Consider the following 20,141-nt stretch of genomic DNA (forward strand, 5'->3'; position numbering starts at 1 on the left):
GTAAGCGGTCCGCGAACCACGCCCTTTTATTCGTGAGCTGATTCGATGATGCTATGTGTCCATCTACAACTACATGGACACCTATGACAGAGATGAACGCAGAGTTGCTGGCCCGGCTGGTGGTCGGGCGCAAACGCGACGGACGGTGCACTTACGACCCGCTGGCCAAGCAGGCGCTAATTGACGAATGCCTCAAGCCTGGCGTGTCGGTGGCGCGCGTGGGGATGCTGTACGGCATCAACGCCAATTTGCTGCGCACCTGGATTGCCAAGTCAGGCCAGCCCAACCATGGCAAAGCGCTGGCGTCGCCAGCGGCTTTCGTGGCCGTGCAGGTTAGCGAGCCGGCAGCGCCGGCTGCAACAACCGCACCAGTCGCACTTTGCCTGCACGTGCGCCTGCCCAACGGGGTGGCGCTCGATGTGGGCCAGGTCCCGCTGGAGGCGATGGCGCCCGTGCTGCAACTGCTGGGCACACTGGCGTGTTCACGCTGAACGCCACCCGTGCGGTGTACCTGCACCAGGAGGCCATTGATTTTCGCAAGAGCATCAACGGTCTGGCCAGCCTGGTCGAGCATGGCCTGGGCCTGGACGCGTTTGCCCAGGCACTGTTTGTCTTTGCCAACCGCAGGCGCGACCGCATCAAGATTCTGGGCTGGGATGTCAACGGGTTTTGGCTGCTGCACAAGCGCCTGGAGAAGGACCGCTTCATCTGGCCGCGAGGCGAACTCGGCGTCGTGACGCTCAGCGTGGAGCAGCTGCACTGGCTGCTCAAGGGTATCGACATCCAGGCCCTGCGCGGACACCAGGCCGTGCGCTACGAGCGCGCAGCGTAAGGGGGACAAATTCTGGCTTGGAAGGCAAGGCTCAGACTCGGATTTTTGGGAACTTTCACCCGCGCCGCCTTGTCTAAACGGGCATGCTCGCTGTGCCTGATGCCCAAGAAATAGACGCCTTGAAAGAGGCGCTGGCGCAGGCTTTGCAGCGCAGCGACGCCCTGGCGGGGGAGTTGCGTATGGTGCGCGCCGAGCGTGACCTGCTCCAGGAGCGGCTCAAGCAGTTCATGCGCAAGCTCTTTGCCGCCCGCAGCGAAGCGGGCAGCCCGCAGCAAAGGGACCTGTTCTTCAACGAGGCCGAGGCGCTGGGCGCGGCCAGCGAACCGGCCACTTGCGACGGCCACGAAGATGGCAGCCAGGAGGTCCGCGCCCATCAGCGCGTGCCGCGCGGACGCAAGCCGCTCGATGCGGCCTTGCCCCGGGAGGTGGTGCGCCACGAACTGCCCGAAGACCAGCGGGTGTGCCCGCACGATGGCACGGCGCTGGTGGAAATTGGCGTGGAGACCAGCGAGCAGCTCGACATCATTCCCCAGCAGGTTCGCGTGATTCGCCATGAACGCGTCAAATATGCCTGTCCCTGCTGCGATGGCGCCTTGCGCCTGGCGTCCAAGCCGGCGCAAATCATCCCCAAGGGCTTGTTCAGCGAAGGCCTGCTGGCCTGGGTGATTACGTCGAAGTATTGCGACGGCCTGCCGCTGTACCGCCAGACGGCGCTGCTCTCGCGCTTTGGCGGCGGCGACCTGGCGCGCAACACCCTGGCCGCCAGCGTCGTGCGCGTGGGCCGGGAGGTGCAGCCCATCATCAATGTGCTGCGCGACCATTTGCTGGACTCGCCCCTCATCCATGGCGACGAAACCCATGTGCAGGTACTCAAAGAAGCCGGCAAAAGCGCGCAGTCCAAAAGCTACATGTGGGTGCAGACAACCCCGTGCTCCGGGGTGCAGGGAGCGGGGCCACCCATCCGGCTGTTTGGCTACGCGCCCTCGCGCAGCACGGCGGCCGCACAAATCCTGTATGCCGGGGTGCAAGAAGGCAGCGTGCTGATGACGGATGGCTACGCGGTTTATGACGCCATCGCGCAGGCGCACCACCTCGTGCATCTGGGATGCTGGGCGCATTGCAGGCGCGGGTTCCATGAGGCGCTGCAGGCGCTGCCCAGGAATGCGCGCGGCCCCGAGCAGCTCGCTGCGCGGTTTCTCGCGCTCATCGCCCAGTTGTATGCGGTAGAGTCGCGCGCACGCGAGCACCGGCTTCCTCCCCAGGAATTGCTGGTCCAGCGGCAACAGCACAGCGTGCCCGTGCTTGGCCAGATAGAGGCGTTGCTGCTGGCCAACGTGCACACCGTGCTGCCGGGCAGTTTGCTGGGCAAGGCGCTGCATTACCTGGCTTCGCAATGGACGAAGCTGGCGCTGTATGTCACCGATGGCGCCTACCCGATTGACAACAATGCTGCCGAAAATTCGATTCGTCCGTTTTGTATTGGAAGACGCAACTGGCTCTTCAGCGATACGGTAGCCGGCGCACAGGCCAGCGCCAACCTGTATTCGTTGCTGCAGACCTGCGTGGTCAACGGCGTCGACGGCTACGCGTACCTGCGCGCATTGCTCACCGCGCTGCCCAGCGCGCAAACGGCAGACGACTACGAGGCGCTACTGCCTTGGCGCATTACATTGCCCGGCCGCTGAGCAGCGGCCGGGCAACGCTCCTCAGCCATTTCAATCACACCCCGGCCAGCGGCGCAAGGTACGCTGTTAATTGACCGCATACTGTCTTTTGGCATGTTCGGAGCAAAAGCACGAAGCCTAACCGGTACGTCAGCCTGCTTATCCGGATACTTTGGGGTATTTATGCAACAACGCCGTGTACGCCGTTGGCACGGTGTTGTGCATAAACGAAACTCTGTGTGGCGTGTAGCTTCGATGCTTTTTGCAAAGAAACACATGCCAGCTGTAAGGATCAATATGCGCAAACTCAAAGACGCGCTTCCCTTTGATGCGCGGCATGTGAGTGTCAATCCGGCATGCACCACTCTCTTGGTGCCGGCGGCATAGGAATCCAATCACAGTGTAGTTTCCTTGCCAGACGTGAAATCGAAGATGCAATGAACAGGTCAGACCGGCAGCAGGAAAACTCGACTTGCCCCTTGTGATTCGGGTTAATCGAATCACGAAATCCGAATGGAGTCCTGCTGAGCGGTTCGTATCTGGGGCCGCACTGTAACCAGTGCAACAAGCCCGTCTCTAGGTTTGCATGTATGGACCCGACGCACTTTTGCAAGCTTTTTTGTGACTAGAAACAGTTTGCAGGCATGTATACGGCTTGCATCTGGGCAATGTCACATCCATGCCCGCAGCCTCGATGAGATTCGCGCACCCTGTCCTTAGCAGTCTGACGGCTTGAACATTGAAGTCCAGCCGGCACATCTAACAGGTTTCAGGGAGCTGGTCTAACCGGTTTCGTCATCACGTTCAAAAAGCTTCGCAAACCAGTGTTGGGGTAGTCCTTCCTCCTTCAAAACGAGTTGTCTTTGGGCTCGTCGGCTGGCAACCGCTCAGACCGAAATGCCCCTGGGGTGATAGGCAACCTCGCTGCTCAGCAGCACCTGGATAACGCGGGCGTTTTTGTTGGCCAGCGCCACCGCTGCACGGTTATAGCCACGGCGCGCGATCAGTTCCTGCAACCACCGGCTGCGCGCGTCTGTCTTGTTGGCGACGTAGCGCAGCACTGAACGCGCACCATGGATCAGCAGCGTGCGCAGGTATTTATCGCCGCGCTTGCTGATGCCCTGGAGCCGCGACTTGCCGCCCGATGAATACTGCCTGGGCACCAGACCGAGCCAGGCCGCCAGGTGTCGGCCATTTTTGAACGCCTTGGCATCGCCCACAGCCGCAACGATGGCCGTGGCAGTGATCGGGCCGATGCCGTCAATGGCAGCAATCTTTTTGCATAATGCTGAGCGTTTCAAAAACGCCTTTATCCAGGCTTCCGAGGTTGCAATCCGTTCTTCGATGGCATGGACCTGCTCGAGCAACTCCATCATGAGCGCCTGGCAAAAGCTGGTGATTTCGCCTTCGCACTCCTTGAGAATTTCCGGTACGGCACGCTTGAATGCTGCAGGTGACTGGGCAATCGTGATGCCGCGCTCGCCGAGCAAACCTCTGCACTGGTTGATCAGTGCCGTGCGCTGCTGAACCAGCAGCTCGCGGACGCGGTGGGCCGCCTGCATGTCCTGTTGCTCGACCGACTTTACGGTTACAAAGCGCATCGCCGGACGGCATGCGGCCTCGACGATCGCCTCGGCATCGTTGCGGTCGTTCTTGTTCGTCTTGACGAAGGGCGTGACGTACTGCGGACTGATAAGCCGCACCTCGGCGCCCAGCTCCTGGAAGCGCCGAGCCCAGTGATGAGCCGAACTGCACGCTTCCATGGCGATGACGCGAGGACGCAATTGCCGCACAGTGTCAACGAGCGCGGCTCGCGACACCTTGGCGCGATGAAGCACGTGACCACGGCGGTCGGCACCGTGGAGTTGAAAGACACGCTTGGCCAGATCAATGCCCAGAAGATCGATTTCCATGATGAACCTCCTGATGAGAACGGTTGACAACGGATGCCCAGTTTCCTTCAAAGGTGGCGCCGGGTCCATCTCAGTAGTCTGTTCCTCGTTTCAAGTCACTTCGTGCTTCTCGGCCGCAAGGAATACCGTCTCTCTTGACTGCGTGAAAAGTCCCTGTAGGGGTAAGGTCAGATAGGCTTGGATATGAATAGTCGCCCGATTTCTACAAATCAGTCTTGATAAGACAGGGATAGTCTTCCACATACGGTAGCAAAGTGGCACAATCCTTAATGTTTCTGAAGGTCCTTCCTTGCCACAGTCGCATCCGCTAATCGGTTCAGCCGTGTTGCGGAAGGTTAATCAACCAAGCTTTAACCAGCTAATGTTTCCCTAAGGGAAACGGAGGTCAGCGGATATGAGTTCAAACTCGCAGCCACCTGCGTCTATCTATACAGCCTATCAAGGCAATACCTATCTTTTTGGCGGCAATGCGCCTTATGTCGAAGAGATGTACGAAAACTACCTTGCCAATCCCGGGAGCGTGACCGATAACTGGCGCGATTATTTTGACGCGCTCCAGAATGTCGCCGCAACCGATGGCAGCAATGCCAAGGATATTCCCCATTTGCCGGTCGTCAATGCCTTTGCCGAGCGGGCCAAGCTGGGGCAAACCAAGGTTGTGGTTGCCAGCGGTGCAGACTCTGAAATGGGCCGCAAACGCACCTCCGTTCAGCAGTTGATTGCCGCATACCGCAATGTCGGTGCGCGCTGGGCCGATCTTGATCCACTCAAGCGTGCCGAACGTGACAACATTCCCGAACTGGATCCGGCTTTTTACGGTTTCACTGACGCCGACCAGGAAATTGTGTTCAACACCAGCAACACATTCTTCGGCAAGGAAACCATGAGCCTGCGCGAGCTGCTCAATGCGCTGCGCGAAACCTATTGCGGCACGATTGGTGCCGAATACATGTACGCCACCGACCAGAACCAGAAGCGCTGGTGGCAGCAAAAGTTAGAGAGCATTCGCAGCAAACCAAATTTATCCAAGGAAAAGAAGCTTCATCTTCTGGACCGTCTCTCGGCGGCCGAAGGCCTTGAGCGTTTCTTGCACACTAAATACGTGGGACAAAAACGTTTCTCGCTCGAAGGCGGCGAAAGCTTCATTGCCAGCATGGACGAGTTGATCCAGCGCGGCGGTGAAATCGGTGTGCAGGAAATTGTCATTGGCATGGCGCACCGGGGCCGCCTGAATGTGCTGGTCAACTCCTTGGGCAAGGTGCCTGCCAACCTGTTTGCCGAGTTCGACCATACGGCGCCTGAAGACCTGCCCAGCGGCGATGTGAAATACCACCAGGGTTTCAGCTCCGACGTGACGACGCCTGGCGGTCCGGTTCACTTGTCCCTGGCGTTCAACCCCTCGCACCTTGAAATTGTGAACCCGGTCGTGGAGGGCTCGGTCCGTGCCCGCATGGACCGCCGCGCCGACCCCAAAGGCCTGCAAGTGCTGCCCGTGCTGGTGCATGGCGATGCGGCATTTGCCGGGCAAGGCGTGGTCATGGAAACGCTGGCACTGGCTGAAACCCGTGGCTATTCCACGGGCGGCACGGTCCACTTGGTGATCAACAACCAGATCGGCTTTACCACCAGCGATCCGCGCGACAGCCGTTCCACGCTGTATTGCACCGACGTTGTCAAGATGATTGAAGCGCCCGTGCTGCACGTCAACGGTGATGATCCGGAGGCTGTGGTGCTGGCCACCCAGTTGGCGCTTGAATTCCGCATGGAATTCCAGAAAGACGTTGTGGTGGACATCATCTGTTTCCGTAAACTGGGCCACAACGAGCAGGACACCCCGGCGCTGACCCAGCCGCTGATGTACAAAAAGATTGCGCAGCATCCCGGAACACGCCGCCTCTACGCCGACAAGCTGACGGCGCAAGGCTTTGGCGAAACGCTGGGCGACGACATGGTCAAGGCCACGCGCGCCGCGCTGGACGCCGGCAAGAGCACGTTTGACCCGGTCCTGACCAATTTCAAGAGCAAGTACGCAGTGGACTGGAGCCCCTACGTCGGCAAGAAGTGGACCGATGCAGGCGATACTGCCATTCCCATGGCCGAGTGGAAACGCCTGGCCACCAAAATCACGACCATTCCTGCAACCGTCACGCCGCACAACCTGGTCAAGAAAGTGTATGACGACCGCGCTGCCATGGGACGTGGCGACATTCCTGTGGACTGGGGCATGGGCGAGCACATGGCATTTGCTTCCCTGGTGGCCAGCGGCTATCCGGTGCGCCTGTCAGGCGAAGATTGCGGACGCGGAACCTTCACGCACCGCCATTCCGTGATTCACGACCAGAGTCGCGAAAAATGGGATACGGGCACTTACGTGCCACTGCAAAACGTGGCGGACAACCAGGCTCCGTTCGTCGTCATCGACTCCATCTTGTCCGAAGAAGCCGTGCTGGCTTTTGAATACGGCTACGCGTCCAATGACCCCAGCACCATGGTGATCTGGGAAGCGCAGTTCGGCGACTTCGCCAATGGCGCTCAAGTCGTGATTGACCAGTTCATCGCTTCTGGCGAAGTCAAATGGGGCCGTGTCAACGGCATCACCCTGATGCTGCCGCACGGTTACGAAGGACAGGGTCCGGAGCACAGTTCGGCGCGTCTTGAGCGCTTCATGCAGTTGTCGGCCGATGCCAACATGCAGGTGGTCCAGCCCACGACGGCCAGCCAGATTTTCCATGTGTTGCGCCGCCAGATGGTGCGCAACTTGCGCAAGCCGCTGATCATCATGACGCCGAAATCGCTGCTGCGCAACAAGGACGCGACCTCGCCGCTGTCCGAGTTCACCAAGGGCGCTTTCCAGACGGTCATTCCTGAGAACAAGGAAGAAATCATCAAGCGGGCCGACAAGGTCAAGCGGGTCATTGCCTGCTCGGGCAAGGTGTATTACGACCTGGTCAAGAAGCGTGAGGAAAAAGGTATAGATGACGCCGTGATTTTGCGTGTGGAGCAGCTGTATCCTTTCCCCCACAAGGCTTTTGCTGCAGAGTTGAAAAAGTACCCGAACGCCACCGACATCGTGTGGTGCCAGGACGAGCCGCAAAATCAGGGCGCCTGGTTCTTCGTGCAGCACTACATCCATGAGAACATGCTTGACGGCCAAAAGCTGGGCTATTCGGGACGCACTGCGTCGGCTTCTCCAGCCGTCGGTTATTCGCATCTGCATCAGGAACAGCAAAAGGCGCTGGTGGACGGCGCATTTTCCAAGTTGAAGGGCTTTATCCTGACCAAATAAGGGTCAAGCTATTTCCTGAAATACAAGAAAACACTCGAAAGAATCAAAATGCCAATCGTAGAAGTAAAAGTTCCCCAACTGTCCGAGTCCGTGGCCGAAGCCACCATGCTGCAATGGAAAAAGAAGGTCGGCGACGCAATTGCAATTGACGAAATCCTGATTGAAATTGAAACCGACAAGGTTGTCCTGGAAGTTCCAGCGCCTTCAGCCGGCGTGCTGGTTGAGCTGGTGGTCGCCGATGGCGGCACGGTGGTGTCGGACCAGGTGATTGCAAGAATCGATACCGAAGGCAAGGTCGGTGCAACGGCGCCTGACGCTGCTGCGCCAGCTGCTGCAACAGCATCGGTGGCCGCACCGGCTCCGGCTGCTACGGGCGGCTCCATGGCGGGCGTTCCCATGCCTTCCGCTGCCAAGCTGATGGCGGACAACAGCCTGGCTGCAGGCAGTGTTCCCGGAACCGGCAAGGATGGCCGCGTCACCAAGGGCGATGTTCTGGGCGCCACTGCTGCTGGTGCTATCAAATCAGTAGCTACTAGCGCAATATCGACGGGTGCACCGACCACTTCTTTGCCTAAAGTGGCATCGCCAGTGAAAGCTGCCGACCTGGGTGACCGTCCTGAGCAGCGGGTTCCCATGAGCCGCCTGCGTGCCCGTATAGCCGAGCGTCTTTTGCAATCGCAATCGACCAATGCCATTTTGACGACCTTCAACGAAGTCAACATGGCGCCGGTGATGGAGATGCGCAAGAAGTTCCAGGATGCCTTCAGCAAGGAGCATGGCGTCAAGATCGGCTTCATGAGCTTTTTTGTCAAGGCTGCGGTGCATGCGCTCAAGAAGTTCCCGATGATCAACGCATCGGTCGATGGCAATGACATCGTCTATCACGGCTACTTCGACATTGGCATTGCGGTGGGTTCGCCGCGCGGCCTGGTCGTTCCCATCCTGCGCAATGCAGACCAGATGAGTTTTGCAGAGATCGAGAAGAAAATCGCTGAATACGGCCAGAAAGCCAAGGACGGCAAGCTGGGCATTGAAGAAATGACCGGCGGCACCTTCTCGATTTCCAATGGCGGCACGTTTGGTTCGATGCTTTCGACGCCGATCATCAACCCGCCGCAGTCCGCAATTTTGGGTGTGCATGCCACCAAGGACCGTGCGGTTGTCGAAAACGGCCAAATCGTGATCCGTCCGATGAACTACCTCGCCATGAGCTACGACCACCGCATCATTGACGGCCGTGAGGCCGTGCTGGGTCTGGTAGCGATGAAAGAGGCGCTGGAAGATCCTGCCCGTCTGCTGTTCGATATTTAAACCCTGTTGGGGCAGAGGCCACGGCCATGTGGCTGCGCGCCTCTGCCCCGCATTTACTGGAAAAGAATATGTCCAAACAATTTGACGTGATCGTCATCGGCGGCGGTCCCGGCGGCTACATTGCGGCCATTCGTGCCGCCCAGCTGGGTTTTAACGTTGCCTGCATCGACGAGTGGAAGAATGCCAAGGGCGGACCTGCCCTGGGCGGAACCTGCACCAACACGGGCTGCATTCCGTCCAAAGCGCTGCTGCAATCCTCGGAGTATTTCGAGCATGCGGGCCACCACTTTGCCGACCACGGCATTGAGGTTAAAGGTCTTGGTCTCGATGTTGGCAAGATGATTGGCCGCAAGGATACGGTTGTCAAGCAAAACAACGATGGCATCATTTACCTGTTCAAAAAGAACAAGGTCACTTTTTTCCATGGTCGTGGTTCTTTTGTGGCAGCCCGGGACGGCGCTTATGACGTCAAGGTCGCAGGCACTGCCGAGGAAACCATCTCCGGCAAGCACATCATTGTGGCTACCGGCTCCAATGCCAGGGCTTTGCCGGGTGCGCCTTTCGACGAAGTCAACATTTTGTCGAATGACGGCGCCCTGCGCATCGGTGCGGTTCCCCAGAAACTGGGCGTCATCGGCTCTGGCGTGATTGGCCTGGAAATGGGTTCGGTCTGGCGCCGCCTGGGTGCCGACGTGACGATTCTCGAAGGACTTCCCGCCTTCCTGGGCGCGGTTGATCAGCAGATCGCCAAAGAGGCGCACAAGGCATTCACCAAGCAAGGCCTGAAAATCGAACTGGGCGTGAAAGTCGGCGAGATCAAGAACGGCAAGGCGGGCGTCTCCATCGCTTATGCCAATGCCAAGGGTGAAGCGCAGACGCTGGAAGTTGACAAACTCATCATTTCCATCGGCCGCACGGCCAACACCATCGGGCTCAACCCGGAAGCCGTGGGCTTGAGTCTGGACGAGCGTGGTGCGATTGTGGTCGATGGCGACTGCAAGACCAATTTGCCCAATGTGTGGGCGGTGGGCGACGTGGTGCGTGGCCCGATGCTGGCGCACAAGGCTGAAGAAGAGGGCGTGGCTGTCGCCGAGCGCATCGCCGGTCAGCATGGCCATGTTAATTTCAACACCATTCCGTGGGTCATCTACACCAGCCCCGAGATTGCATGGGTTGGCCAGACCGAGGAACAGCTGAAGGCGGAAGGGCGTGCTTACAAGTCCGGCACTTTCCCCTTCATGGCCAACGGCCGGGCTAGGGCGCTGGGCGACACGACCGGCATGGTCAAGATGCTGGCCGATGCGGCAACCGATGAAATTCTGGGGGTCCACATTGTCGGACCCATGGCCAGTGAATTGATTGCCGAGTGCGTCGTGGCGATGGAATTCCGGGCGAGCAGTGAAGATATTGCCCGTATCTGCCATGCCCATCCTTCGCTGAGCGAGGCTACAAAAGAAGCAGCGCTTGCTGTTGACAAGCGCACGCTCAATTTCTAAGGGCATCGCGTAGTGTCACATCCGGTTCGGTCAGCTTATGACGCTGAATTATCTGCACGGGGCTATGCGAGTGACCCTGCGCAGTTGCTTGCGATCGATGTGCTGGAGCGCTGTGCCACAGAGTGGGCAGCCTACAAGGGGCAAAGGTCAAATGCGTTCAAGAAGCTGATCAATCGTCCGCCCATTCCGCGCGGTGTGTACATGTACGGCGGGGTGGGGCGCGGCAAAAGCTTTTTGATGGACTGCTTTTTCAATGCAGTGCCACTCAAGCGAAAAGTACGGCTTCACTTCCATGAATTCATGCGCGAAGTCCATCGGGAATTGCTGGATCTGCAAGGGACGTCCAATCCGCTGGACGCCTTGGGAAAGCGAATGGCGAAGCGGTTCAGACTGATTTGTTTTGACGAGTTTCATGTGGCTGATATCACCGATGCCATGATCCTTCATCGCATGCTTGTCGCCCTGTTTGACAACGGCGTAGGGTTCGTGACGACATCGAATTTTCATCCTGACAAGCTTTACCCCAATGGATTGCATCGCGATCGCATTCTGCCAGCTATTGAACTGTTGAAGACGCACATGGAAGTCATCAATGTTGACAATGGCACCGACTATCGGCGGCGTACGCTAGAACAGGCCAGGCTCTATCATTTACCGCTCGGTCCTGAGGCCGATGCTGAAATGACGGAAACCTTTAACCGGCTAACTGCTTCCAAGGATGAAAACCCGGTGCTTCAGATCGAATCCAGACAGATCCAGGCGAGGCGAAAAGCCGGCGGGGTGGTATGGTTTGACTTCAAGACCTTGTGCGGAGGGCCGCGGTCCCAGAATGATTATCTTGAAATCGCAACCCAGTTCCATACGGTGCTGGTCAGTGACGTGCCTTATATGCCGGTCCGCATGGCCTCGGAGGCCCGGCGTTTTACGTGGCTGGTGGATGTGCTGTACGACCGCCGGGTGAAACTGATACTTTCTGCGGCTGTGCCGCCTGAAGCTTTGTACACCGAAGGTCCTCTGGTGCATGAGTTTCCGCGGACTGTGTCGCGGCTCAATGAAATGCAGTCCATGGAGTTTCTGGCTCTGGAGCACAGAACTGTAGACACCACCTTGACATGAAATCTTTCGTCACTGCATTTTTTCTGTTGTCACTTGGCGGTTTTGCAAGCTCGCAAATCGGCCCCGTGAATGTGCAAACTGACGATATCGATGCGCAAAGAGCCGCCATTGCCGCCGAGCGAAACAGGCTGAAAGCCAGTTTCTTGGGCGAAGATGCGGCCTGCTACAAAAAGTTTGCTGTCAACAACTGCCTTGAGAACGTCAACGCCAGGCGCAGGACCGTCATGGCAGACCTGAGGCGGCAGGAAATTATGCTCAATGACGAGCAGCGAAAAAACAAGGCTGAGCAGCAGATTCGCAAGAGCCAGGAGAAGTCATCGCCTGAAAGTATGCAGCAGGACAGCGACCGCCGGACCAAAGCGATTGAAGATTTTCGAGGCCGGCAAGGGCGTGACCAGGAAAATGCGCAGCGGCGCAATGCTGCTGTTGCGAACGAAGCGGCTGTCCGCGAAGCCAACGCGGCCCGGCTTGAAAATCACGAGAAAAAAAATCAGGCACGCGCCGAGAAGCAAGCCAATGCAGTGGGAGAAGAAAAAAAATTCAAGGAGCGTCAGATTCAAGCGCAGGAGCGTCGAGCCCAGCATGAAGCCGATCAGGCAAATCGTGTCAAACCTGCCTCGAAACCGTTACCCTTGCCCCAGTAGCAGGAGGCGGCTTTTAATCCAGCGGTTCAAACTTGACAATCACCAGCGACAGATTGTCGCCAACGCCTCGTGCGCGCTTGCATGCTTTCTGAATCAGGAATTCAGCTCCCTCGCGTGGCGACAGCATTGACAGGGCAGACCCCATCTCACTGGTGTTGAAGTAATGCCAGATGCCATCACTGCAAGCCATCAACACGTCATCGGGCTGGAGTTTTGGAATGTAATGCTGGGCAATGGGTGGCGCTTCTTCCGCCCCCAGGCAACCCATGAGAATATTTGACTGGGGGTGATTGTTGGCTTCTTCTTCACTGATCTCGCCCTTGGCTACCAGCGTTTGAACATAGGAATGGTCCACAGTTTTGTAGACCAGCTTGCTGCCATGGTAGTGGTAAATGCGCGAATCCCCGGTGTGGACCCAATGGCATTCGCCGCTCGGATTAATCAGGAATGCAGCCAGCGTGCTGTGGGGCTCCTGTTCAGAGGAAATCGCCGTCAGTTTGATGACGATATGGGCTTCCTCGACAATTTGCCTTAGCATCGATGGGCCATCGTCAGTGTCTGGTGAATAGCGGTCAAAAAGCTGCTTTGCCGTCAGCATCACCTGGTCGGAGGCTTTGCGTCCGCCGCTCCGACCGCCCATTCCGTCGGCAACGATGCCCAAAATACATTCGGGAATGCGGTGATGGCTCAGCAAACTGACCTGGTCCTGCTGGTAGTCACGGTCACCCTTGTGGATGCCCGTAGAGGCTGTGATGCGATAACTTTTGGTCATTGTGGTCGTGGCAGCTTCGCTGTTTCTCGTTGTTTCTATTACCAGCGGCAATCGACGTATTATCAAGCGGCGTAAACGGAAAAATTCATTGATCCTAAATCATTCCTCTCCCCAGCGGCTGCTAATACAGCTCAAAATCGAGCATGCAGACTTGAACGCACTTGCCGACAAGGCAGTGCATGCGCCGCACATCGACGAATTGTTGATCAAGCGGCTGAAAAAACGCCGACTTCAGCTTCGGGACCGCATCTCACGGCTGGAAGCGTCCCTGACTCCTCCCGCGCCTGCCTGATGAATCTTGCATCCGAGGTGGATCAGGCCTTTTCGACTGGAGGCGTCTTGTCGCGGACAACGGAGCATTTTGTTCCTCGTAGCGGCCAGAAAGAGATGGCACTGGCGGTTTCGCAGGCCATCGAGGATGGGTATCCGCTCGTCGTCGAGGCCAGCACCGGCGTTGGCAAGACTTTTTCGTATCTGGTGCCAGCCCTGCTCAGCGGCGAGCGGATACTTTTGTCCACGGCAACCAAGGCTTTGCAGGATCAACTGTTTGGCCGCGATTTGCCCCGTCTGGTTGAAGCGCTTGAATTGCCAGTGAAGACTGCACTGCTCAAAGGCCGGGGCAGCTACCTGTGCCTTCATCGGATGGAGATGGCCCGGCAGGAGCGGTTTTTGCCTGAGGGCGTATCGATACGCTCGCTTGCCCGGGTGGAGGAGTGGTCCCAGGTCACGCGAACAGGCGATCTGGCGGAACTTCCCGGCCTTGACGAGCGTTCGCCCATGATTCCCCTGATCACTTCGACGCGGGACAATTGCCTGGGTTCGCAATGTCCGCGTTTTCGTGCCTGCCATGTCAACCTTGCCCGCAGGGAAGCCATGGCGGCCGATGTGGTTGTCATCAACCATCACCTGTTTTTTGCCGATCTGGCGGTTCGTGAATCAGGCGTGACCGAGTTGCTGCCTTCGGTACGGATTGCCATTTTTGATGAGGCGCACCAGTTGAATGAAACGGGCGTGCAATTTCTGGGAAACAACCTGAGCACCGGGCAGTTGCTCGATTTTTCGCGGGACATGCTGGCGGCCGGCTTGCAATTGGCACGCGGGCTGGTTGACTGGCAGCAAGTGGTTGCAGCCACCGAACAGGCCGCCCGTGAGTTGCGCCTTTGTGCCGGAAAACACTATCCCGGTACCAAACTTCGATGGGCTGCTTCGGTGCCGGATGGTTTGCCCGCAATCGATTGGCAGCACGCCCTGGAGGCTGTCCACGCCTCCTGCCTTCAGGCTTGCGCAGCGCTTGACACGGTCAGCGAAATTGCGCCTGATTTTGTCCGTCTTCATGAGCGTGCTGCCCAACTCGCAGAGCGTGTCGCCAGCTTTGCCAATACCTGCAAAGCCGGCTTTGTACGCTGGGTTGACGTGGGCACGCAGTTGCGGCTGGTCGAGTCGCCGCTCGATATTTCCGCAGCTGTGAAAAGCAAAATGCTCGGCATGTCGGGCGAAGGTGTCAAGACTTGGATATTTACCTCCGCAACGCTGGGCGATGACGAAAAACTCAGCTGGTTTACGCAACCTTGCGGGCTCGAGGATGCCAGCGTACTGCGGATTGGAAGTCCATTCGACTACCAGCGCCAGGCCGCGCTCTATGTTCCGCCCAGCTTTCCCAAGCCTGGCGACCCGGCGCATCCTGTCAAGGTTGCCCAATCCGTGGCGACATGGTCACGCCAGTTGGGCGGGCGCACGATGGTGCTGACAACGACCTTGCGCGCTTTGCGAACCATCGGAGAGGCGCTGGTCGCTGTTTTCACGGAGCCAGAAGATCCGCTGGTGCTGGTGCAGGGCAGCATGCCCAAACGTGCGCTGATCGAGCGTTTTCGTGAAGGCGATTCACTCGGCGGGAAAGGCTGTGTTCTGGTGGCATCGGTATCGTTCTGGGAAGGCATTGACGTTCCCGGCGATGCCCTTCAACTGGTGATCATCGACAAGCTTCCTTTTCCTCCACCCAACGACCCTTTGGCCGAGGCCCGGGCGAAGTTGCTGGAGTCGCAAGGGCGCAGTGCCTTTACCGATTACTTCCTGCCCGAAGCCGCTGTCGCCCTCAAGCAGGGCGCCGGTCGCCTGATACGCCGGGAAACGGATAAAGGAGTGCTGGTGGTCTGCGACAGTCGGCTGGTTTCGATGGGGTATGGACGCCGCCTGGTCAGGGCGCTGCCTCCGATGCAGAGGCTGGCGTCGGAACAGGCGCTGATGGACAGGCTGGCCAGTCTCACCAGAACTTGTACCACGGGTTCTCCGCCGTCCTGAAGCCTTTGCTCATGTACTGGCTTTGGGGATAGCTTTTTTCCAGGATGCGGCGCATGTCGTCACGCAACTCGGTCATGCCAAGGGCATCGTAGGATTTGTAGAGAATGAAGGTGGCTTCTTCAAGCGCCGGAACGTCGCGGTAGTCGGCGATGGCGCTTTGCGCGCGGTTGATGGCGGCGACATAGGCGCCGCGTGAGTAGTAGTAGCGCGCAACATGGACTTCCGACTGCGCCAGCGAATTGACAATGTAATTCATACGCAGGCGTGAATCAGGCGCATAGCGCGAATCGGGAAACCGGGCGACCAGTTCCTTGAACGACTCGAACGATTCCTTTGCCGCATTCTGGTCACGCTCGGACAGGTCCTGACGCGAGATGAATCCGAAAAGGCCCAGGTTGTCATTGAAGTTCACCAGCCCTTTCAGGTACAGGGCGTAGTCCATGGCCGGGCTGGCGGGATGAAGTTTGATGAACCGGTTCAGCGTGGCCAGGGCCTGGGCTTGCTCTGCGCCTTTATACTGGGCATAGGCCTTGTCGAGTTGCGCCTGCTGCGCCAGCGGCGTTCCAGCCGCGCGGCCTTCAAGCTTTTCGTAAAGCGGAATAGCTTTGTCGTAGGCGCCTGAACTGGCTTCGTCCTTGGCTTCGGCGTAAATCTTGTTCGGACTCCAGGTTGCAGTCTTGTCGGGCGCCGGTGTGGTTGAGCAACCCGACAACACAAACAAGCCTGCGCAAACGGCTGCTACAAGCGGCGATGCTTTCGGAAAATCCGACAATTTGGCAAAAAACATAGCAATCGACCCTCTTGATGACTGATTCAGAACTGAGAAAATTTATTATATCGGGCAGCGTTGATGCCAAATCGCCCGACGACGATGCCCAGGACGAGGGAGACGCCGCTGCAGAAATGGAATTGCGCCATGTCAGCGTCCCGGTTGAGAGCCACGGGAGCCGGCTCGACAAAGCGCTGGCCGGACTGGTGCCGGAGTTTTCACGCAACTACCTTCAGCAATTGATCGAAGCCGGCGGCGTAACGGTCAAAGGCATTAAAACCGTCAAGACCTCTGCGAAGGTGAAGGCCGGCGATGAATTGTCAATCGAGTTGCGGCCCACGCCCCAGAGCCAGGCTTTCAAGCCTGAAGCCATGGCGCTCGAGATTGTGTATGAGGACGCTCACCTCTTGGTGATCAATAAACCAGCCGGCCTGGTGGTCCATCCGGCCCCCGGCAACTGGAGCGGCACCTTGCTCAACGGCTTGCTTGCCCACGATCCCCAGGCTTCCTTCATGCCGCGCGCCGGCATTGTGCACCGGCTCGACAAGGACACCAGCGGCCTGATGGTGGTGGCGCGCCAGCGTCAGACCATGGACCAGCTGGTGGGCATGATTGCCGCCCGCACAGTGAGCCGGGAATACATCGCGCTGGCGCATGGCGCGTGGGAAGGCGCAAAAACCCGCCAGGTCGAGGCACCCATCGGCCGCGACCCGCGAAACCGGCTGCGCATGGCGGTGGTTGACCTGGAGAAAAATTCGGGCAAGACGGCTTCCACGGTGGTTTCCCTGATGGGCAACGCCGAAAAGCATTGCCTGGTCAAGTGCCGGCTGCATACCGGCCGCACCCACCAGATTCGCGTTCACATGGCATTTCTGGCCCATCCGCTGGTGTCGGATGCGTTGTACGGCGGCGCCCTTGCAGGCGACATGGCGCGCCAGGCGCTGCATGCCTGCCGGCTGGCATTTGCCCATCCGGCAACAGGCGAACCGATGGAATTCAAGTCGCCACCGCCGTCCGACCTGCTGTCTGCAATGGATGCTTTGGGCCTAAGATACAATCCTTCCCTGTAGTTTTCTGCTACCGGCAACATGGCTTCCTGATCCAGGCAGAGCCCGCACGAATGCGATGCGCTGACAAAAGCGCCTTGATCCGCTTTCCTCCCGTTTATTTCGGAACGACCAATCATGAATACGACGGATGCCAGGCGCATCCTCGAAACAGCCCTTATTTGCGCACAGCAACCCCTGACGTTGCGCGAGCTTGGGGGTTTGTTTAACGGGGATGTTGCGGCTGACAGCATTAAACTGGCGCTTGGAGACTTGCAGGACGAGTGGTCGAACCGAGGCGTGGAACTGGTGCATGTGGCCAGTGGATGGCGCTTTCAAAGCCGGCCGGAAATGCGTGAGTACCTTGACCGGCTGACCCCTGAAAAACCGCCCCGCTATAGCCGGGCGACGCTGGAAACGCTGGCCATCATTGCCTATCGGCAGCCTGTGACGCGGGGTGACATGGAAGACATTCGCGGCGTGACGATCAACAGCCTGCTGCTCAGGCAGTTGGAGGATCGTGGATGGGTCGAGGTCATCGGTCATCGCGAGACGGTTGGTCGTCCGGCGCTGTATGCGACGACCCGCCAGTTTCTTGATGACCTGGGCGTTGAATCTCTGGCCGGGCTGCCTTCGATGGGCGATACGCCGGCGCAGATTGCAAAGCTTGAACAGTTCGAACTGGGCATGGAGGACGCACCTGGCAGTTTTCCGCCGCTGACCATGCCGGAAGTGCAAATTTCGACCTATATCGAGGACCTAGCGTCGGATGCCGGCAAAAGTTCTCAACCTGATCCGCAGTAATCCGTATGCCCGCTACCCACACGAACGAATGTAAAAGCATGAACTCAAACGACAATCCGGCCAGCAAGCCATCGCCCATGCCAGAAAATGATTTAAATAGTGCTCTATCGCACGACCAGCAAGCGCAAGAAGCTCCTGAATTAATAGCAGACGTGGAAAATGGCCGAAATGCGTCACCGCAGGCTGGCGCTCGGCGACATGGCCCCAAACCGCCGCCGGCATCCATTCGCTTCGAGGACGTGATCACCGGTCAATTCGATGCTGACGAAGCTGACGCTGCGCTTGACCTGCCCAAGCGGGTCCTGTTGCCGCAGCCAGAAACGCCCAAGCTGCACAAGGTGCTGGCCCAGGCCGGGCTGGGCTCGCGTCTGGAGATGGAGCAGCTGATTCTGCAAGGGCGGATTTCCGTCAATGCCGAACCTGCGCATATCGGCCAGCGCATCCAGTTTGGCGATACCGTCAAGGTCAATGGCAAGCCCATCCGTGTGCAGATCGATCCGCCGCCGCCGCGTGTCATCGCCTACCACAAGCCCGCTGGGGAAGTGGTGACGCATGATGACCCGCAAAACCGTCCGACCGTCTTCCGGCGCCTACCCAAGCTGTTCCAGGGTAAATGGCAATCCGTCGGGCGGCTTGATCTGAACACCGAAGGCCTGCTGCTGCTGACAAGTTCCGGCGAACTGGCCAACAAGCTGATGCATCCGCGCTTCGGCCTGGAACGTGAATATGCTGTTCGGGTGCTCGGCGCGCTGAACAACGAAGAGAAAAAGCGCTTGCTCGACGGCGTGACGCTGGACGATGGCGTGGCGCAGTTCGGCTCGATTGAGGCCGGTGGCGGCGAAGGCGCCAACTGCTGGTACCGGGTGACGATTTCCGAAGGCCGCAACAGAGAGGTGCGGCGCATGTTCGAAGCCGTGGGCCACGCGGTGAGCCGCCTGATCCGTATCCGCTATGGCGCCATGGTGCTGCCGCGCGGATTGAAGCGGGGCGCGTTTGTCGAACTCGACGAAAACGACATCTACGCCTTGACCAGCGCGGTTAGCCGGTCAGAATCGCGGCCGGACCCGCGTGGCGACGCTGCCGTTGCGGGCCAGCCCGACGGTGAGAGCGGAACCCCGCAGCGCCGCGGTCCGCGCAGCAACGACCGTCCACGCAATAACGGCGGCCGGCCCCGCAATGCGGGCGCAGGCCAAACCGGCATCGTCCAGCCGCTCGATGATTCGCAGCCGCCCATGAACCGGAACGATGCTGCGCAGCGAGGCAATCGGCGCGGCGCCAATCCAGGCGCTGGCGGCGCCAGAGGCCGCAGCCAGGGCGGCAATGCCGGTCCGGCGACGCGCTTCGGACCTCCCGGAGCGGGCGCGCCGCAAGGCCAGAAGCGTCGGGACGACCGGGGTCCGCGCAGCGACAAACCGGCCGGAGGCGCCCAGCCCGATCCCATGAAGACCTCGTTTGGCTACATTGGCGCCGACACCTTCACCCGGCAGCGGCAGGACCAGGGTCAGCGCCGGGGCGGCGGCGGCAATGCCGGCGGCTTTGGTGGTGGCAGCAGCGGGGGGGCGCGCCGCAATGGCGGCAATTCTGGCGGCAATCGCGGCGGTGGCAACCGGGGCGGAAACCGCTAGCCCTTTGCCGTTAGCACTCCATTTCGCACGGTTGCTCTGGAAGGGGCAAACCCGCGGGTTAAAATCATGGGCTTTATTCAGTCCTTGAATAATTTGAAAATCCAATAACTCCAATATTTTTTAGGAAAAATTCATGGCCATCGAACGCACTCTCTCCATCATCAAGCCTGACGCCGTCGCCAAGAACGTGATCGGTCAAATCTATGCACGCTTTGAAGCCGCAGGCCTGAAAGTCGTTGCTGCCAAAATGGTTCACCTGTCGCAAGCCGAAGCCGAAGCGTTTTACGGCGTGCACAAGGCCCGTCCTTTCTTCAAGGATCTGGTCTCTTTCATGATCTCCGGCCCGGTGATGATCCAGGCACTCGAAGGCGAAGGCGCCGTGCTGAAGAACCGTGACCTGATGGGCGCGACCGACCCGAAGAAGGCTGATGCGGGCACCATTCGCGCCGACTTCGCCGACAGCATCGATGCCAATGCCGTCCATGGTTCCGACGCTGTCGAAACCGCCAAGGAAGAAATCGCTTTCTTCTTTGCCGGCCTGAACGTTTACTCGCGTTAATTAATG

17 protein-coding genes are annotated in these 20,141 nt (G+C 58.7%); 14 read left to right on the forward strand and 3 right to left on the reverse strand.

Features of this window, described 5'->3' with window-relative positions:
• Positions 1-83 precede the first annotated feature (83 nt).
• The 3 genes from EC86_RS0105820 to tnpC all read left to right on the forward strand — a co-directional run bounded on the left by EC86_RS0105820 (position 84) and on the right by tnpC (position 2,517).
• Positions 84-491 carry a transposase gene (locus EC86_RS0105820; protein ID WP_029524732.1) on the forward strand — a complete coding sequence of 136 codons (408 nt, stop codon included), beginning with the start codon at positions 84-86 and terminating at the stop codon, positions 489-491.
• Entirely contained in the window at positions 479-832 is a 354-nt protein-coding gene (gene tnpB / locus EC86_RS0105825; RefSeq protein WP_029524733.1) for an IS66 family insertion sequence element accessory protein TnpB, read from the forward strand. Before EC86_RS0105820 ends, tnpB begins: the two co-directional genes overlap by 13 nt.
• Before the next feature lie 83 nt (positions 833-915).
• Complete coding sequence (gene tnpC, locus EC86_RS0105830) at positions 916-2,517, forward strand: IS66 family transposase (protein ID WP_029524734.1); 1,602 nt, start codon at positions 916-918, stop codon at positions 2,515-2,517.
• A gap of 866 nt (positions 2,518-3,383) precedes the next feature.
• On the opposite strand, the gene EC86_RS0105835 is transcribed toward tnpC, so the two are convergent.
• Positions 3,384-4,409 carry an IS110 family RNA-guided transposase gene (locus EC86_RS0105835; RefSeq protein ID WP_029524735.1) on the reverse strand — a complete coding sequence of 342 codons (1,026 nt, stop codon included), beginning with the start codon at positions 4,407-4,409 and terminating at the stop codon, positions 3,384-3,386.
• A gap of 394 nt (positions 4,410-4,803) precedes the next feature.
• Here EC86_RS0105835 and EC86_RS0105840 point away from each other — a divergent pair, with 394 nt between their 5' ends.
• The 5 genes from EC86_RS0105840 to EC86_RS0105860 all read left to right on the forward strand — a co-directional run bounded on the left by EC86_RS0105840 (position 4,804) and on the right by EC86_RS0105860 (position 12,262).
• A complete protein-coding gene (locus EC86_RS0105840; protein ID WP_029524736.1) occupies positions 4,804-7,695 on the forward strand; it encodes a 2-oxoglutarate dehydrogenase E1 component in 2,892 nt (963 codons plus the stop codon).
• 48 nt (positions 7,696-7,743) lie between these two features.
• Positions 7,744-9,006, forward strand: coding sequence for a 2-oxoglutarate dehydrogenase complex dihydrolipoyllysine-residue succinyltransferase (odhB, locus tag EC86_RS0105845; RefSeq protein WP_029524737.1), 1,263 nt, complete (start codon positions 7,744-7,746; stop codon positions 9,004-9,006).
• 68 nt (positions 9,007-9,074) lie between these two features.
• Positions 9,075-10,502 carry a dihydrolipoyl dehydrogenase gene (lpdA, locus tag EC86_RS0105850; RefSeq protein ID WP_029524738.1) on the forward strand — a complete coding sequence of 476 codons (1,428 nt, stop codon included), beginning with the start codon at positions 9,075-9,077 and terminating at the stop codon, positions 10,500-10,502.
• Positions 10,503-10,514: 12 nt separating this feature from the next.
• The gene (gene zapE / locus EC86_RS0105855) at positions 10,515-11,618 is read left to right on the forward strand and encodes a cell division protein ZapE (protein ID WP_029524739.1); all 1,104 of its coding nucleotides are present in this window, start codon (positions 10,515-10,517) and stop codon (positions 11,616-11,618) included.
• A complete protein-coding gene (locus EC86_RS0105860; protein ID WP_029524740.1) occupies positions 11,615-12,262 on the forward strand; it encodes a hypothetical protein in 648 nt (215 codons plus the stop codon). The genes zapE and EC86_RS0105860 overlap by 4 nt, the downstream gene beginning before the upstream one ends.
• A gap of 13 nt (positions 12,263-12,275) precedes the next feature.
• Here EC86_RS0105860 and EC86_RS0105865 read toward each other — a convergent pair whose 3' ends face one another.
• On the reverse strand, positions 12,276-13,034 hold the full coding sequence (locus EC86_RS0105865) for a PP2C family protein-serine/threonine phosphatase (protein ID WP_029524741.1): 759 nt from the start codon (positions 13,032-13,034) through the stop codon (positions 12,276-12,278).
• Between the two features lie 88 nt (positions 13,035-13,122).
• Between EC86_RS0105865 and EC86_RS0105870 the strand changes: the two genes are divergently transcribed.
• On the forward strand, positions 13,123-13,326 hold the full coding sequence (locus tag EC86_RS0105870) for a YdcH family protein (RefSeq protein ID WP_029524742.1): 204 nt from the start codon (positions 13,123-13,125) through the stop codon (positions 13,324-13,326).
• Positions 13,326-15,332 (forward strand): DNA repair helicase YoaA, encoded by a 2,007-nt coding sequence (locus EC86_RS0105875; RefSeq protein ID WP_029524743.1) that lies wholly within the window; start codon positions 13,326-13,328, stop codon positions 15,330-15,332. Before EC86_RS0105870 ends, EC86_RS0105875 begins: the two co-directional genes overlap by 1 nt.
• Here EC86_RS0105875 and EC86_RS0105880 read toward each other — a convergent pair.
• Complete coding sequence (locus EC86_RS0105880) at positions 15,295-16,119, reverse strand: outer membrane protein assembly factor BamD (RefSeq protein WP_029524744.1); 825 nt, start codon at positions 16,117-16,119, stop codon at positions 15,295-15,297. The two genes, EC86_RS0105875 and EC86_RS0105880, sit on opposite strands and share 38 nt — an antisense overlap.
• Before the next feature lie 17 nt (positions 16,120-16,136).
• Between EC86_RS0105880 and EC86_RS0105885 the strand changes: the two genes are divergently transcribed.
• The 4 genes from EC86_RS0105885 to ndk all read left to right on the forward strand — a co-directional run bounded on the left by EC86_RS0105885 (position 16,137) and on the right by ndk (position 20,135).
• Positions 16,137-17,171: an RluA family pseudouridine synthase gene (locus EC86_RS0105885; RefSeq protein ID WP_029524745.1), complete on the forward strand. Its 1,035-nt coding sequence runs from the start codon at positions 16,137-16,139 to the stop codon at positions 17,169-17,171.
• 114 nt (positions 17,172-17,285) lie between these two features.
• Positions 17,286-17,951: an SMC-Scp complex subunit ScpB gene (gene scpB / locus EC86_RS0105890; protein ID WP_029524746.1), complete on the forward strand. Its 666-nt coding sequence runs from the start codon at positions 17,286-17,288 to the stop codon at positions 17,949-17,951.
• Positions 17,952-17,989: 38 nt separating this feature from the next.
• Positions 17,990-19,576 carry a pseudouridine synthase gene (locus tag EC86_RS0105895; RefSeq protein WP_029524747.1) on the forward strand — a complete coding sequence of 529 codons (1,587 nt, stop codon included), beginning with the start codon at positions 17,990-17,992 and terminating at the stop codon, positions 19,574-19,576.
• A 133-nt stretch (positions 19,577-19,709) separates the two neighbouring features.
• Positions 19,710-20,135, forward strand: a complete 426-nt coding sequence (ndk, locus tag EC86_RS0105900; RefSeq protein WP_029524748.1) for a nucleoside-diphosphate kinase — start codon at positions 19,710-19,712, stop codon at positions 20,133-20,135.
• Positions 20,136-20,141 lie beyond the last annotated feature (6 nt).

This window comes from Polaromonas glacialis, from assembly GCF_000709345.1.
GTDB classification, from domain to species: Bacteria; Pseudomonadota; Gammaproteobacteria; order Burkholderiales; family Burkholderiaceae_C; genus Polaromonas; species Polaromonas glacialis.